This window comes from Microbacterium sp. AB (genome assembly GCF_032878875.1).
GTDB lineage: Bacteria > Actinomycetota > Actinomycetes > Actinomycetales > Microbacteriaceae > Microbacterium > Microbacterium betulae.
Genome location: NZ_CP118157.1, coordinates 1,482,391 through 1,496,585 on the forward strand (window position 1 = coordinate 1,482,391; position 14,195 = coordinate 1,496,585).

Consider the following 14,195-nt stretch of genomic DNA (forward strand, 5'->3'; position numbering starts at 1 on the left):
AGCAGCGGCCCCGTAGGATGGATGCCCGTGGCTCTCACTATCGGTATCGTCGGCCTGCCCAACGTCGGCAAGTCCACCCTCTTCAACGCCCTGACCAAGAACACGGTCCTCGCCGCGAACTACCCGTTCGCGACGATCGAGCCGAACGTCGGCGTCGTGGAGCTGCCGGACCGTCGCCTCGACCGCCTCGCTGAGATCTTCGGATCGCAGCGCATCCTGCCCGCTCCGGTCTCGTTCGTCGACATCGCGGGCATCGTCCGCGGAGCGAGCGAGGGGGAGGGGCTCGGCAACCAGTTCCTCGCGAACATCCGCGAGGCCGACGCGATCGCGCAGGTCGTGCGCGGCTTCGCCGACGCCGACGTCGTGCACGTCGACGGCAAGGTCGATCCGGCCGGCGACATGGAGACGATCAACACCGAGCTCATCCTCGCCGACCTCCAGACGCTCGAGAAGGCACTGCCGCGCCTCGAGAAGGAGGTCAAGGGCAAGAAGACCGACTCCTCGGTCCTCACGGCCGCGCAGGAGGCCAAGGCCGTCCTGGACTCCGGGAAGACGCTGTTCCAGGCGCACTTCGACGTCGCGCCCATCCGCGAGCTGGGGCTGCTCACTGCCAAGCCCACGCTCTACGTGTTCAACGTCGACGAGGGCGTGCTCACCGACGCGGACCGGATGGCGGAGCTCGCCGGTCTCGTGGCCCCCGCGAAGGCGGTCTTCCTCGACGCGAAGGTCGAGTCGGAGCTGGTCGACCTCGAACCGGACGAGGCTCTCGAGCTGCTCCAGTCGCTCGGCCAGGAGGAGTCGGGCCTCGACCAGCTCGCGCGTGTGGGATTCGAGACGCTGGGACTCCAGACGTACCTCACGGCAGGCCCCAAGGAGTCCCGCGCGTGGACGATCCGCAAGGGATCGACCGCGCCGCAGGCGGCCGGCGTCATCCACACCGACTTCGAGCGCGGCTTCATCAAGGCGGAGGTCGTCTCGTTCGCCGACCTCGACGAGGCCGGGTCCATGAACGACGCCAAGGCCAAGGGCCGCGTCCGCATCGAGGGCAAGGACTACGTCATGCAGGACGGCGACGTCGTGGAGTTCCGGTTCAACGTGTGAGCTGTCGGCCGCTGGTCGGAGATAAGCGGAGGTCCGCTTCCGGAGGCGGAGCGCCGGGCCTCGGACCCTCGGCACGGGAATGTCGGGGCGGGGAAGTCGACCCTGATCGCTGAGATGGCGCGCGCATGTCGCGGGCCACCTTCACCCTGATGTGGATCACTGCACCCGCAGCGGCATTCGTGGAACCGTGGCTCGACGCGTTGGGACCACGGCGAATCCGGTGTTCCTTGCCCATCGTCCTCACCGCAACACTCCTCGCAACTCGAGCGCGAGCAGGAAGCACGCTGGGCCGTCGCTGCTGAGTGCGCTCGGATCGCTCGAGCGCCGACCCCGTCTCGGCGATGATGGTGTCATGAGAGTCGGCGAGCTCGCGGCACGGACCGGAGCGAGCGTGCGGTCGCTCCGGTACTACGAGAAGCAGGGGCTGATCGAGCCCCAGCGCACCTCGGCGGGCCATCGTGTGTACACCGCGGACCACGAAGCGCTCGTCCTTCAGGTCCAGGAGCTCTTCGGAGCGGGCTTCTGCAGCTCCGTCATCCAGGAGCTGCTCCCGGCGCTGAGGGATCCCGAGGAGGCGGCGACGTTCCTGCGCGATGCGCTCGCGGCGGCGGAGGCACGGCTCGAGAGCGAGAAGCACTCGATCGAGACGGAGCTGGCGGGCCTGAACCGACTGCGAACTCGGCTCGGACTTGCACCTGACACGGGTGTCATCCTGCACGATGGTTCACATGACTCACTCGAACCCGCCCCAGCAAATGCGTTTGATCATCGAGACCGACGACTTCGATGAGGCCCTGCGGTTCTATCGCGACGTGCTCGGCATGCCCGAGCAACCCGCGTTCGCGACGGAGGGCGACGACCGTGTCGCGATCCTGAACGCAGGCATGGCCACCATCGAGCTCGCCACCGCGACGCACGTGCGCAACATCGACGCGCTCGAGAACGCTCCGACGGCGGAAGGGCCGACCCTGCGCATCGCACTGGAGGTCGACGACACGGAAGCCGCCGTCGCATCCGCCGGCGAATACGGCGCGGAGACGTTGGCGCCGGCCACGCGCACTCCGTTCCGGACCGTCAACGCCCGCGTGCAAGGCCCCGCCGGATGGCAGATCACCTTCTTCCAGGAGCTCGAGACACTGGAGGAACGCGCGACACGGGACGGCTTCACGACCGATGACGATCGTCCGCGGTAGCGCACGAGGGGAGCCCGGATGAACAGTGAAGGAAGCGTCCTCCTGCGGCCGTTGCGATCGAGCGACGCCGGCGACGTGCTGGCCGCGTTCTCGTCTCACGCCGACATGGCCCGTCAGGGCAGCGTCTTGGCGCTCAGCGACGCGGAACGATACGTCGCGAACCTCCTCGCCACGGGCTCGTCGCACCGCCCGTGGGCGATAGCGGACGACGGACGCCTCGTGGGTCTCGTGTGCGTGAGCGTGGACGAGAAGAACCGCAACGGCTGGTTCTGGTACTGGATGCACGCAGACGCGCGTGGTCGCGGATGGATGACGCGTGCTGCGGCGACTGTCGCGGACTGGGCGCTCACCGATGGGGGACTCGAACGCCTCGAGCTCGGGCACCGTGTGAACAACCCCGCCTCGGGTGCCGTGGCTCGGGCAGCGGGGTTCGTGCACGAGGGGACGGAGAGGGCCAAGTTCCTCATCGACGGCGAACGCGTCGACGTCGACACCTACGGCAGGCTGCGCTCTGACCCGGCTCCCGGCTTCGTCCCGATCGGGTTCCGCTCAGTCGTGAAAACGCGCCCCCTTCACGATGCGATCCACGACGTTCCGCGGTCCGCGCAGGGCGATGCCGACGAGGTCGAGATCGGCGGATCCGACCGCCAGCACGGCGGCGCGGTTGGCCTCGTCATGCCCGGTGGCGAAGAGGTCGCGGGTGTAGATCGCACGTGACACGTCGTCGCGGTCGGCGGCCTTGGCACGTGCCCTCCGCAGCCCCCCGGCGTCACTGGACATGACCATCACCGGCTCACGCAGCATGGGCAGATACTCCGTACCGTCCGCGTCCCGATAGGGCTCGCCGACGAGGCCGGGGCCGCTGGTCGCGATGCCGGACATCACGAACGCGGTCACGTTGAGCTCCTGCCATGCCGCGAGGCTCTCGTCGAGGACGACGACGACTTTCGTGTCGAACCGGGGTCGGGCTGCGTGCTCATCGGGCGTCTGAGGAACGGTCATCTCCCGAGTCTCGGCGGCGACCCCGACGGAGGTCTTGTACGTTTCTTGCATGGTCGTTCGCGTGCGCGCCTGGCACCCCGCTGTGCCGTCTTTGCGTGAGGTCTATCACGCAGGATTCGACCACGCCTACCCTCTGCACACGCACGACGACTGGGCCGTCATGCTCGTCGACGACGGAGAGGTGGTGTACGGCCTCGACGGCGGCGAGCATCGCGCGACGCCCGCCGCTGTGACCCTTCTGCCGCCCGCTGTGCCGCACGACGGCCGTTCTGCGATCGAGGGGAGGGGATATCGCAAACGTGTGCTCTACCTCGAGAGAGACTGGCTGTCAGGCAGCGCGCAGTCGCTCGCCGTGCGGCGGCCGACGCTTCACGAGGACTCGTCCCTCGTGGCGGCTCGCCGCGTGCACGCCGCGCTGCAGAAGCCTGGCGACGCGATGGCGGCCGAGCACTGGCTGCTCGTCCTCCGCGATCATGTGCTCGCGCACCTCGGCAGTCCGACGCCGGCCTTGCGAGACGCTCCGCTGGCCCGACGGCTCCGCGCGCTGATCGACGATCGTCTGGTCGAGCCGCTGACGATCGCGGCCGCCGCCGATGAGCTCCGGGTGCACCCGAGCCATCTGGTCCGCGTCTTCTCGCAGGCGTACGGCATCGCCCCGCACCGGTATCTCGTCGCGCGGCGAGTCGACCTCGCCCGCCGTCTGCTCGTCGGAGGGCATCGGCCCGCCGCCGCAGCGGCGATGGCGGGATTCCATGACCAGGCCCATCTCACGCGGCACTTCCGGCGCATCCTCGGTGTGACGCCCTCGGCGTTCACCTCCGGCTGAGGCTCCGCGCCGCCGGATCCGATCGCGGTGGCGAACTCCTCACCACCGCTCGAACAGCGACGCGAGCAGGGGTCCTGCGGTCTCCGCGCCCGAGACGCCGTCCTCGACGAACACCGCGACCGCGAGGTCGCCGTGGGTTCCGACCATCCAGCTGTGCGTCGCGTAGTCGCCGTTGTCGTCGGGCTCGCCGTACTCGGCCGTCCCGGTCTTGGCCCCGACGGGTACGCCGGGGATGGCGCCGAGGAACGTGGCGGATCCCTCGGTGACGACGCTGCGCATGAGGGACTGGAGCGCCGCGGCCTCGTCCTCGGTGAGCGGCTGAGCGGGATCGGCCTCGCCGACCCGGTCGGCGAGGAGGTGCGGCACGACGGTCTGGCCCGCCTGGATGGACGCGGCCACGGTCGCCATCGCCAGCGGAGTGGCGAGGACGCGACCCTGGCCGATGAGGTCCGCGGCCTTCTCCGTCTCGCCCTCCGGCTCCGGAACCTGTCCGAGCGAGGCGGGATAGCCGAGGTCGACCTCGGCGCCCAGGCCGAGCGACTCCGCCGCCGTCTCCAGCGCCCCCTCGTCGATCCGATCGCGCAGTCCGATCAGCGCCGTGTTGCAGGAGTGCGCGATCGCGGTCTCGAACGTGATGTCGCCGACGGCGGAGTCCGGGTAGTCGTCGTCGTTCTGGAAGGTGAAGCCGTCCACCTCGAGCGACGGCGGACAGCTCACGATGTCGTCGAGGGCGACGCCGGCGCGCAGCAGCGCGAGCGCGGTCACCAGCTTGAAGGTCGACCCCGGCGCATACGCCCCGGTGGTCGCGACGTTGTGGCCCGCGTTGCCCTCGCCGTTCGCCGCGGCGAGGACCTCGCCCGTCGAGGGCCGGACGGCGACGATCGCGCTGCCCGGGGCCTCCTCGCCGCCGAGGCCGGCGAGGATCTCCTCCGCGCTGCTCTGGATGCCCTGGTCGAGAGTGAGCACGAGGGGCTGCCCCTCGACGCCGTCCCACTCGGCGAGGGTCCGCCGCGCGTCGGCGGCGTCGACCGCCTCGATCGCGATGCCCGGCGTCCCGCGGAGCGTGCTGTCGTACGTCGCGAGGAGCCCGGCGAGCCCGACCTGGTCGCCCGGGCGCACAGCGCCGTCGGACGCCTCCACGGCCTCGGAGGTCGCCTCGCCGACGTAGCCGAGCAGTTCGCGGGCGAAGTCGCGCGTGGGCGCGAGCGGCAGCTCGTCCTCGACGACGAGCGCACCGGGGATGCCCGCGAAGTCGGCGCTCACGTGCTGCTCCTCCTCGCCCTCGCGGATCACGATCGCCTCGACGAACGCCTGCGGGCCGGCGTTCTCCGCCGTCGTGCGGAACGCCTCAGGGTCGAGTCCGACGGCTGTCGCGATGCGCTCGGCGGACGCGCCGACCTCGTCAGGATCGATGACGGCCTTGTCCAGGCCGTATCGCCCGACCGAGCGCTCGGTCACGATGGGCTCCCCGTCCGTCCCGACGACGTCCGCGCGAGGGCCGAACTCCCTCTGCACCTCGATCCGGTCATCCGCCGTCAGCTCGGGGACGAACGTCGACGGCCCCCACTCCACCTCCCACCGCTCCTCGCCCTCGACGAGGTGCGCGGTCGTGTCGTACGTCCACTCGTCGCCCTCCACCGTCCAGGTCCAGTGCAGGACGACGGTTCCCGTGTCGCCGTCCCGCTCGACGTCGTCCGCGGCGACCTCGACGTCATAGCCGGTCAACGGCGCGATCTGCTCCTCGAACGCGGCAGCGGCCGTGGGCTCTGTGAGGGCGGCGCCGTCGAGCGTGTGCTGCGACAGTGCTGCGGTCAGGTCGTCAGCGGTCTCGCGGGCGGCGTCGTCGTCGGCGTTCGTGCATGCGGCCAGCGGGAGAAGGAGGAGCACCAGGCTGACGGCGCCGGCACGGCGCGGTGAGGAGACGGGCATGTGAGCGGATGTCCTTCCGGGGGCCGTGGGTGCTCCGCTTATCCTGCCAGGACGACGTCGCGTCGGGTGGATTCGGGACGTCGACGGCCGGGTGATCTCGCGGAACGCAGACGGAGCCTCCGGTTCACCGTCCGAACCGCGGAGAGGGGGAGGACGCGGGGGCGAGAGCGCTCAGGCGATGAGGCAGAGCGCGAGGGCGACGACCGGGACCGCGACCGCGAACGCGTAGATCGCCGCCTCGACGATCTTGGGCGGATGCACCTTGAGGTCGTGCAGGCCGTGCACGATGCGGTGGCAGCAGTGCCAGAGCACGACCGCCAGCCCCGCGCACACGACCAGGACGACGAACGGATGCGTGAGGAGCCCGCCGACCTTCGCGAGCACGCCGTCGCTGCCTCCGAACGCGCCGAGCGGCATGAGGATGCCCAGCACGAGCAGCAGGACCGGCATCGCGAACACCGACACCATGCCGCCCGCGCCGAACAGCGCCCAGCGCACCGGCTCCGCCGTGCGCCCCTTCCACTGGCGCATCATGCCACCGCCAGCCAGAGCACGGCCGCCGCCGTCACGACCGCCAGCACGACGTACTCGGCCAGGACCACCCAGCGATCGGCGATGTAGCGGCGTCCCCGGCGGATCCGGACGAACTTCGGCATGGCCTGGAACCACGTCGCCGTCTGCACGAGGCTCATCGCCAAGGCCACGACGGTGAGGACCAGCCCGAGCGGATGTGCGTGCAGCCCCGACCACCACGCGAACGCCTCGCGACCGTGCTGCAGCGCGATGAGGCCGACGAGGAGGTCGACGACCGCGAGCGCGACGACGACGCTCGAGATCTCGCGCAGGGCGTACACGCGGTACTCGCCGGTTCGGAGGAACCACGTGCGCGGCACGGGCTTGCGATACGGACGTCGTGCGCTGGACGGCGTCCGGGCGCCGGGCGCCTGCGCGGCGCTCACCGGACGCCTCCGCGCCGCGGCAGCACGAACTCCGCCGCCCACGAGGCCGCTGCGGCGATCTTGGCCTGCTGGATCGCGGCCGCGGGGTCAACGCCCTTGGGGCACGCCGTGGAGCAGGCTCCGACGAAGGTGCACGACCAGAGGCCCTCCTCCCGGTCGAGCACCGGAAGCCGCTGCGCGGCGCCGTGGTCGCGAGAGTCCTTGTTGTAGCGCACGGCGGCGGTCACGGCCGCGGGACCCAGGAACGCGGAGGCGAGCGACACCTGCGGGCAGGCGGCGTAGCAGAGCATGCAGTTGATGCACATCGCATAGTCGTGGTACGCGAGCATCTGCTTCGGGGTCTGTCGGTTGGCCGGCTCCTCGAGCGGCTTCTCGGGGTCCTCCACGAGCCAGGGCCGCACCTCCGTGAGCGCCGACATGAAGGGCTCGAGGTCGACGACGAGGTCGCGCTCGACGGCCATGTTCTCGAGAGGCTCCACGCGGAGCGGTCCGGGCGCGTAGTCGCGCACGAACTGCTCGCAGCCGAGCCGGGGCACGCCGTTGAGCATGAACCCGCAGGAGCCGCAGATCGCCATCCGGCACGACCAGCGGAACGCGAGCGAGGGGTCCGCGTTGTCCTTGATCCACTGCAGGGCGTCGAGCACGGAGGTGTCCGCACCCCAGGGCACCTCGTACTCGACCAGGTGCGGCTCCTCGTCGGTGTCGGGGCGGTAGCGCTGCACCTGGACGCGGATGGTGCCGAGCACGGTGCTCGCGTCCTGCCGGCTCGGCGACGCCCCGTGGCCGCCGCAGGCGCATCCGCCCTCGCCGCCGCATCCGCTCTCGCCAGCGCCGTCGCAGCTGCCGGAGCCGCAGCCGCCGTGTCCGTCGCAGCCCGGCTTCTCGTCGCGGGCCTCCGGTGAGCCGGGGGTGTGCTGGATGCTCATCGCACCGCTCCTTTCGCGCTTGCGGGGGCCTTCTCCGCGGCTCCGGCGTCGCCGTAGGCGCGCCGTCCGGGAGGCGAGGTGGTGATCGTCACGGGCGTGTAGTCGATGCTCGGCGGGCCGCCCGGCGTGAAGCGGGCGACGCTGTGGGCGAGGAAGGCCTCGTCGTCGCGCTCGCCGAAGCCGTCCAGGCGCTGGTGCGATCCCCGGGACTCCTCGCGGCGCAGCGCGGAGTGCACCATCGTCTCGGCCACGTCGAGCATCGCGCCGAGCTCGATCGCCGAGGCCCAGTCCGTGTTGTAGACCGGGCAGGTGTCCACGACGCGCACGTCGGCGTAGCGCTCCTTGAGCCGGGCGATCGTCGCCGCGGTCTCCGCCATGCCCTGGGCGGTGCGGAAGATGCCCACGCCGTCCTCCATCGTCCGGCCGAGCTCGGCCCGGATCTCGGCCTGGCTCTCGCTGCCGCGGCCCATGAGATCGAGGTGGCGCGATGCCGCGTCGGCCGCCTCGCGGCGCACGGCCGGCTGGATGGCGACGGGATGCCGCCGCGCGAAGGCCGCAGCGCGCTCGCCGGCGACCCGGCCGAGCACGACGAGCTCGGCGAGCGAGTTGGAGCCGAGCCGATTGGCGCCGTGCAGGCCGGAGGAGGCGCACTCGCCGACCGCGTACAGCCCGCCGATGGAGGACTCGACGAGGTCGCTCGTCTCGATGCCGCCCATCGTGTAGTGCGCGGTCGGCCGGACCGGGATCGGCTCCGCGGCGGGGTCGATGCCGAGGTACTGCTCGGCGAGCTCGCAGATGAGCGGCAGGCGCTCGTGCATATAGGCCCGGCCCAGGTGGCGCAGGTCGAGGTGCACCGCGTCGCCGCGCGGGGTCGGGATCGTGCGCCCCGCCTGCTGCTCGTGCCAGAAGGCCTGGGAGAGACGGTCGCGTGGGCCGAGCTCCATGTACTTGTTCTTCGGCTGCCCGATCGGCGTCTCCGGGCCGAGGCCGTAGTCCTGCAGGTAACGGCGCCCGTCGGCGTTCAGCAGCACGCCGCCCTCGCCGCGGCAGCCCTCGGTGATGAGGATGCCGGATCCCGGCAGCCCCGTCGGATGGTACTGCACGAACTCCATGTCGCGAAGCCCGGCCCCGGCGCGATAGGCCATCGCCATGCCGTCGCCCGTGACGATCGCGCCGTTGGTGTTCTGCGCGTAGACGCGGCCGGCACCGCCGGTGGCGACGATGACGGCGGCCGCCTCGACGAGCACGGGGTAGCCGTTGCGCTGGTCGTAGGCGAGGACGCCCGCGACCTGGCCGTCGCGCACGAGGAGCTCGAGCGCGAGGCACTCGTCGAGACGGGTCACGCCGGTGTGCTGCAGCGAGGTCTGGAAGAGGGTGTGCAGCATGTGGAAGCCGGTCTTGTCGGCGGCGAACCAGGTGCGCGGCCGGCTCATCCCGCCGAAGCGGCGCACGTTCACGCGGCCGTCGTCGGTGCGGCTCCAGGGGCAGCCCCATCGTTCGAGCTGCTGCATCTCCTCGGCGGCGTGCTCGACGAAGTACTGCACGACGTCCTGGTCGCAGAGCCAGTCGCCGCCGGAGACGGTGTCGCCGAAGTGGAGGTCGAGCGAGTCGTCGTCGCCGATGACCCCCGCGGCGCCGCCCTCGGCGGCGACCGTGTGCGAGCGCATCGGGTAGACCTTCGACAGGAGGCTCACCCGCAGGTCGGGGTCCGAGCTCGCGGCGGCGATCGCGGCGCGCAGACCGGCGCCGCCGCCGCCGACGATCGCCACATCCGTTCGGATCGTGTGCATCAGCGCACCGTGCCCGCAGGGGCGGGCGCCACGGTCATCGCGAGCACGTCGAGCGCGTCGTCGAGCTGCTCCTGGGTGAGGGCGCCGCTGTCGAGGTGGCCGAGGGCCCGCACCGCATCGCGGATGGTGAGGTCGTGCGCGACGGCGTGCTTCACGACGGCGGCCGCGGCCTCGTAGCCGATCAGCCGGTTGAGCGGCGTGACGACCGAGGGCGACGACTCCGCGAGCTGGCGGCAGCGGTCGCGATGGGCGACGATGCCGGTCACGCACTTGTCGGCCAGGTGGCGCGAGGCGTTGGACAGAAGCGCGATGGACTCGAGGAGGTTGCGCGCCATCACCGGGAGCATCACGTTGAGCTCGAAGGCCCCGGAGGCGCCCGCGAAGGCGACGGTCGTGTCGTTGCCGATGATCTGCGCCGCGACCATCAGCGTCGCCTCGGGGATGACGGGGTTGACCTTGCCGGGCATGATCGAGGAGCCGGGCTGGAGATCCGGCAGGGCGATCTCGCCGAGTCCGGTGCGAGGGCCCGAGCCCATCCACCGCAGGTCGTTGCAGATCTTGACGAGCGAGACGGCGACCGTGCGCAGCGCCGCAGAGGTCTCCACGAGCGCGTCCTGCGCGCCCTGCGCCTCGAAGTGGTTGCGGGCTTCGACGAGGGGCAGCCCGGTGTGCTCCGCGATGAGGGCGATGACGCGCTGTGGGAAGCCGGCGGGGGTGTTGACGCCCGTCCCGACCGCCGTCCCCCCGAGGGGGAGCTCGACGAGCCGGGGCAGCGCGGCCTGCACGCGTTCGACGCCGAGCCGGATCTGGGCCGCGTATCCGCCGAACTCCTGCCCGAGCGTCACGGGCGTCGCGTCCATGAGGTGCGTCCGGCCGGACTTCACGACGTCGGCGAACTCCTCGGCCTTGGCCTCGAGCGCGGTGGCGAGATGATCGAGTGCGGGAACCAGCTCCTCCACGACCGCGCGTGTGGCGGCGATGTGGATGGAGGCGGGGAAGACGTCGTTCGACGACTGCGAGGCGTTGACGTGGTCGTTCGGGTGCACGGGCGCGCCCGCCCGCTTCGAGGCGAGCGTGGCGAGGACCTCGTTGGCGTTCATGTTCGAGGAGGTCCCCGAGCCCGTCTGGAAGGCGTCGACGGGGAAGTGGTCGTCCCAGCGTCCCTCGATCACCTCGTCGGCGGCGGAGACAACGGCCTCGGCGAGGGCGGGATCGACGATGCCGAGCTCCCGGTTCGCGATGGCGGCCGCGCGCTTGACCTCCGCGAGCGCCGCGATGTGATGGCGTGAGAGCCCGGAGCCGGAGATGGCGAAGTTCTCCACAGCGCGCTGGGTCTGCGCCCGGTAGAGCGCGTCCTCCGGGACCAGCACGTCCCCCATGGTGTCGTGCTCGACGCGGTAGCCGGCGGGAGCGCCGTCCGTGGCGGGTGCGATGGTCATGATGTCCGTCCTTTCCGAGGGGCGATGCTCCGCATCACCAGAGACCGAGGATGCGCGTCCACACGCCGCCGATTCCCATCCAGATGGCGATGTTGACGAGCGAGATGAGGAAGCCGGTGCGCCACCACGCTCCGACGGGCACGTAGCCGGCGCCGAAGAGCACGGGGGCCGGTCCCGAGGAGTAGTGCGTCACGGACGCGAACAGGCTCGAGATGAAGCCGAGCACGAGGGCGGCGAGCACGGGCGGGGCGCCGGCGAGGATGGCGGTCGCCAGGAACGCGGCGTACATCGCGGAGATGTGGGCGGTGTTCGAGGCGAAGAGGTAGTGGCTGAAGAAGTAGACGAGCGAGAGCAGGATGAACGCCGTGGTCCAGCCCATCCCGCCGACGATGACCGACATCTGGCCGCTCAGCCACGGGATGAGTCCGAGGGCGTTGAGCTGGGTCGCCATCATCACGAGCACGGCGAACCACACCAGGGTGTCCCAGGCCTGGGTCTCGGCCTTGATGTCGTCCCACGTGAGCACGCCGGTGACGAGCAGCACCACGAGCCCGATGAGCGCGGTCGTGGTCGCGGTGATGCCGAGGAACGCGTCGCCGAGGGTCCAGAGCGCCAGGAGGCCGACGATGGTGCCGGTCATCACGATCTCGCCCGGCGAGAGCCGGCCGAGGCTCCCGAGGTCGCGTCGGGCGGAGGCGGCCGCCTCCGGCGTGCGCGTGAGCTCGGGCGGGTAGACGAGGCGGACGGCCAGCGGCACGACGATGAGGGAGACGAGGCCGGGCACCAGCGCGGCGAGCGCCCAGAGCCCCCAGGTGAGCTCGACGCCCTGGTCGCCGGCGAGCTGCGCGGCGAGGGGGTTCCCCGCCATCGCGGTGAGGAACATCGCCGAGGTCACCGCGTTCACGTGGAAGGCGCTCGTGGTGAGGAACGCCCCGACCCGTCGCGAGCTGGGCCCGGGCTCGCTGCCGTAGGCGGACGAGATCGAGCGGACGATGGGCTGGATGATGCCGCCGGCCCGGGCGGTGTTCGAGGGGGTGGCCGGGGCGAGCACGAGATCGGTGGCGGCGAGGCCGTACGCGACGCCCAGCGGGCTGCGTCCGAGCTTGGCGACGAAGAAGAGCGCGAGGCGGCTTCCGAGGCCGGTCTTGATGACGCCGCGCGAGATGAAGAAGGCGACGACGATGAGCCAGATGGTCGTGTTGGAGAAGCCCGACAGCGCCTCCTCCGGCTCGAGCACGCCCGTCGCGAGCGTGGCGACGAGGCCGAGGATGGTGACGGCGCCCATGGGGAGCGGCTTGGCGATGACACCGACGATGGTGGCGGCGAAGATCGCGAAGAGATGCCACGCGTCGGGCGACACGCCGGCAGGCGCGGGCACGAGCCAGATGGCGGCACCGACGACGAGCGGGATCGCGAGCCGCAGGGGCTTGACGGGACGGAGGGGCGTATGCGGAGATCGGGTGCCGACGTCGGCGCGGAGGGCAGGTGACTGCGCTGAGGGCAATGCCGTCTCATTCCTTCGGAGGGGCGGGGCTTCTCCGATGGAACACCGCCCGGCACGCAGGATGCAGGGCCGAAGGTCCTTCGACGAGATCGGTCATCCGATCAGATACACGAGGCCCCATCCGGCGCGCTGCTGACGGATGAGGAACGCCCGCGCAGCGGCGAGGTGGTGCATGACGTACGCCTTGTCCCCGGAGAAGGGCTGCCCGGCGATGACGTCCCACGCGTCGTCGACGTCGTCCTCGTCGATCAGGACGAGGTCGCGGGCGATGTCGTCGACCTCGTCCGGGTCGAGGACGCGCGTCCACGGGATCCATCCGGTCGGCGTGTGAGTGACGCGCCCCTCGAAGAGCCGATAGGCGGGCCGTGGCCGACGCGTGCGATCCGGCCAGGTGAGGCTCTGGAGCTCGTGCCAGCACGTGTCGAGGTAGAGCATCTCGGGACGTTCGTCGTCGGAGAGGAACCAGGCGTCGGCGAGAGGGTCGGCGGCGAGGAACGCGAGGGGCTCCTCGTAGGCGCGTTCGACGAACTCCGGTGCGAGCGGATAGGCGTAGTAGCGGATTCCCATACGGACGATGCTCGTGCCGGAACGGCGCCGATCGCCGGCGAGTTCGGAACTGTGGAGAGATCTCTCCACAGGCCGCCGGGTAATCTGTGGCCATGCCCGCGCTCGTCCGACCCGACGCCCGGCCTCGCGCCTGCTCCGGGATCGCGCACGCGTGAGGGCGATCCGGCGGGCGGCGTTGGGCGGCGTCGCCGTGGCGGCGGCCCTCGTCGCGTGGGGCGAGGGCGTCAACCGTCTCGCCGCGCGCCGCGACCTCGGCGACGAGGCCGCGGCGGGGCGCACGGTCGTCGTCGTCCTCGGCTTCCGGAACCCCGGCCGGGTCATCAACGGCGTGAACCGCTGGCGCGTCCGCGCGGGGATCGCGACGGCGCGTCGGCTGGACGCCGAGGCGATCGTCTTCTCAGGAGGCAGTCCCGCCGGCCGGTGCGAGGCCGATCTCATGGCCGACCATGCGCACGTGCTCGGCTACCGGGGCGCGGTCGTCCGCGAGCGCGCGTCGCGGACGACGCAGGAGAACATCGCGTTCTCGCTTCCTCACCTCGAGGGCGCCACGCGGATCGTGCTCGTCTCGAATCCTCCTCACGCGCAGCGAGCGCGCCGAGACCTGCGGGACCGGCGGCCGGATCTCGCCGCGCGTCTCGCGCCCGCCGTCGACGCGCGGCCGGGCGCCTGGATCGTGCTGCTCCCTCTTGCGGCCCTGTACGAGCTCGCCGTCCGGCTCTGGCTGCGCGCATCGCGACCGCGCGGCTGAGAAGCGGGAGAGAACCCTCCCGACGGGTCGATCACGGGCGTAGCATGGTCCGCATGTCGACCTCCGCCGAGAGTTCCGCACGCCCGCAGGCGAGGCCCCTGACGCCGCCGCCGGGGCTGCTCCCGATCGGAACGACCGACGCCCCCACGTGCGCAGACGGCGTATGCGTCTGGCAGGAGGAGCCGGCGTCCCCGGACGAGACGGCGTCCTG

General features: G+C 71.3%; 14 protein-coding genes and 1 pseudogene. 6 read left to right on the forward strand and 9 right to left on the reverse strand.

Going from position 1 to position 14,195, the window contains the following annotated elements; all coding sequences use genetic code 11:
* The first annotated feature begins 27 nt into the window (after positions 1–27).
* From ychF to N8K70_RS06950, 4 genes and pseudogenes are all read left to right on the forward strand, one after another.
* A complete protein-coding gene (gene ychF, locus N8K70_RS06935) occupies positions 28–1,101 on the forward strand; it encodes a redox-regulated ATPase YchF (RefSeq protein ID WP_317140868.1) in 1,074 nt (357 codons plus the stop codon).
* A gap of 352 nt (positions 1,102–1,453) precedes the next feature.
* Positions 1,454–1,891, forward strand: a complete 438-nt coding sequence (locus N8K70_RS06940) for a MerR family transcriptional regulator (RefSeq protein ID WP_317140869.1) — start codon at positions 1,454–1,456, stop codon at positions 1,889–1,891.
* On the forward strand, positions 1,857–2,294 hold the full coding sequence (locus N8K70_RS06945; RefSeq protein WP_317141188.1) for a VOC family protein: 438 nt from the start codon (positions 1,857–1,859) through the stop codon (positions 2,292–2,294). Before N8K70_RS06940 ends, N8K70_RS06945 begins: the two co-directional genes overlap by 35 nt.
* An 18-nt stretch (positions 2,295–2,312) precedes the next feature.
* Positions 2,313–2,717 (forward strand): annotated as a pseudogene (locus N8K70_RS06950) (GNAT family N-acetyltransferase); the annotation flags it as partial.
* 126 nt (positions 2,718–2,843) lie between these two features.
* On the opposite strand, the gene N8K70_RS06955 reads toward N8K70_RS06950, so the two are convergent.
* Positions 2,844–3,296: a DUF2000 domain-containing protein gene (locus tag N8K70_RS06955; RefSeq protein ID WP_317140870.1), complete on the reverse strand. Its 453-nt coding sequence runs from the start codon at positions 3,294–3,296 to the stop codon at positions 2,844–2,846.
* 49 nt (positions 3,297–3,345) lie between these two features.
* Between N8K70_RS06955 and N8K70_RS06960 the strand changes: the two genes are divergently transcribed.
* Positions 3,346–4,122, forward strand: coding sequence for a helix-turn-helix transcriptional regulator (locus N8K70_RS06960; protein WP_317140871.1), 777 nt, complete (start codon positions 3,346–3,348; stop codon positions 4,120–4,122).
* 39 nt (positions 4,123–4,161) lie between these two features.
* Here N8K70_RS06960 and N8K70_RS06965 read toward each other — a convergent pair whose 3' ends face one another.
* The 8 genes from N8K70_RS06965 to N8K70_RS07000 all read right to left on the reverse strand — a co-directional run bounded on the left by N8K70_RS06965 (position 4,162) and on the right by N8K70_RS07000 (position 13,236).
* Complete coding sequence (locus N8K70_RS06965) at positions 4,162–6,051, reverse strand: penicillin-binding transpeptidase domain-containing protein (protein WP_317140872.1); 1,890 nt, start codon at positions 6,049–6,051, stop codon at positions 4,162–4,164.
* A gap of 171 nt (positions 6,052–6,222) precedes the next feature.
* Entirely contained in the window at positions 6,223–6,585 is a 363-nt protein-coding gene (frdD, locus tag N8K70_RS06970) for a fumarate reductase subunit FrdD (protein ID WP_317140873.1), read from the reverse strand.
* Positions 6,582–7,010 (reverse strand): hypothetical protein, encoded by a 429-nt coding sequence (locus N8K70_RS06975; protein WP_317140874.1) that lies wholly within the window; start codon positions 7,008–7,010, stop codon positions 6,582–6,584. Before N8K70_RS06975 ends, frdD begins: the two co-directional genes overlap by 4 nt.
* Complete coding sequence (locus N8K70_RS06980; protein ID WP_317140875.1) at positions 7,007–7,936, reverse strand: succinate dehydrogenase/fumarate reductase iron-sulfur subunit; 930 nt, start codon at positions 7,934–7,936, stop codon at positions 7,007–7,009. The genes N8K70_RS06975 and N8K70_RS06980 overlap by 4 nt, the downstream gene beginning before the upstream one ends.
* On the reverse strand, positions 7,933–9,726 hold the full coding sequence (gene frdA, locus N8K70_RS06985) for a fumarate reductase (quinol) flavoprotein subunit (protein WP_317140876.1): 1,794 nt from the start codon (positions 9,724–9,726) through the stop codon (positions 7,933–7,935). Before frdA ends, N8K70_RS06980 begins: the two co-directional genes overlap by 4 nt.
* Positions 9,726–11,165: a class II fumarate hydratase gene (locus tag N8K70_RS06990; protein WP_317140877.1), complete on the reverse strand. Its 1,440-nt coding sequence runs from the start codon at positions 11,163–11,165 to the stop codon at positions 9,726–9,728. The genes frdA and N8K70_RS06990 overlap by 1 nt, the downstream gene beginning before the upstream one ends.
* 34 nt (positions 11,166–11,199) lie before the next feature.
* A complete protein-coding gene (locus N8K70_RS06995) occupies positions 11,200–12,669 on the reverse strand; it encodes an anion permease (protein ID WP_317140878.1) in 1,470 nt (489 codons plus the stop codon).
* Positions 12,670–12,762: 93 nt separating this feature from the next.
* Complete coding sequence (locus N8K70_RS07000; protein ID WP_317140879.1) at positions 12,763–13,236, reverse strand: hypothetical protein; 474 nt, start codon at positions 13,234–13,236, stop codon at positions 12,763–12,765.
* Between the two features lie 151 nt (positions 13,237–13,387).
* Between N8K70_RS07000 and N8K70_RS07005 the strand changes: the two genes are divergently transcribed.
* Entirely contained in the window at positions 13,388–13,984 is a 597-nt protein-coding gene (locus N8K70_RS07005) for a YdcF family protein (RefSeq protein ID WP_317140880.1), read from the forward strand.
* Positions 13,985–14,195: the final 211 nt, after the last annotated feature.